This window comes from Neisseria shayeganii 871 (genome assembly GCF_000226875.1).
Classification (GTDB): domain Bacteria; phylum Pseudomonadota; class Gammaproteobacteria; order Burkholderiales; family Neisseriaceae; genus Eikenella; species Eikenella shayeganii.
This window is the reverse complement of record NZ_JH164936.1, coordinates 1-1,180: the sequence shown is the minus strand read 5'-3', so window position 1 is coordinate 1,180 and position 1,180 is coordinate 1. Positions and strand designations below refer to the sequence as shown.

Here is a 1,180-nt window from a genome sequence, read left to right as displayed (position 1 = left end):
CATGGCTAAGGAAAAATTCGAACGTAGCAAACCGCACGTAAACGTTGGCACCATTGGTCACGTTGACCATGGTAAAACCACCCTGACTGCGGCGTTGACCACCATTTTGGCCGAAAAATTCGGCGGTCAAGCCAAAGGTTACGACCAAATCGACAATGCCCCGGAAGAAAAAGCCCGCGGCATCACTATTAACACCTCTCACGTAGAATACGAAACCGAAACCCGCCACTACGCCCACGTAGACTGCCCGGGCCACGCCGACTATGTGAAAAACATGATTACCGGTGCCGCCCAAATGGACGGCGCCATCCTGGTGTGTTCTGCTGCCGACGGCCCCATGCCGCAAACCCGCGAGCACATCCTGCTGGCCCGCCAAGTGGGCGTACCCTACATCATCGTGTTCATGAACAAATGCGACATGGTGGATGACGCCGAATTGCTGGAACTGGTGGAAATGGAAATCCGCGACCTGCTCTCCAGCTACGACTTCCCCGGCGACGACTGCCCGATCGTACAAGGTTCCGCCCTGCGCGCCCTTGAAGGCGATGCCGCTTACAAAGAAAAAATCTTTGAACTAGCCGCCGCCTTGGACAGCTACATCCCCACGCCTGAGCGTGCCGTAGACAAACCCTTCCTGCTGCCGATCGAAGACGTATTCTCCATCTCCGGCCGCGGTACCGTGGTAACCGGTCGTGTAGAGCGCGGCATCATCAACGTGGGTGACGAGATTGAAATCGTCGGTCTGAAAGACACCCAAAAAACCACCTGTACCGGCGTGGAAATGTTCCGCAAACTGCTGGATCAAGGCCAAGCAGGCGACAACGTCGGCGTACTGTTGCGCGGCACCAAGCGTGAAGAAGTGGAGCGTGGTCAAGTATTGGCCAAACCCGGCACCATTACCCCGCACACCAAATTCAAAGCCGAAGTGTACGTATTGAGCAAAGAAGAAGGCGGCCGTCATACTCCGTTCTTCGCCAACTACCGTCCGCAATTCTACTTCCGCACCACCGATGTGACCGGTGCCGTGACCTTGGAAGAAGGCGTGGAAATGGTTATGCCCGGTGAAAACGTGACCATCAGCGTTGAGCTGATCGCCCCGATCGCCATGGAAGAAGGCTTGCGCTTTGCGATTCGCGAAGGCGGCCGTACCGTAGGCGCCGGCGTGGTTTCTTCTATCATC

1 protein-coding gene is annotated in these 1,180 nt (G+C 56.4%); it reads left to right on the top strand.

Features of this window, described 5'->3' with window-relative positions; translation table 11 throughout:
- Position 1: 1 nt before the first annotated feature.
- Positions 2-1,180: elongation factor Tu (gene tuf / locus HMPREF9371_RS10850; protein WP_009120197.1), on the top strand; the 1,179-nt coding region annotated here is incomplete at its 3' end.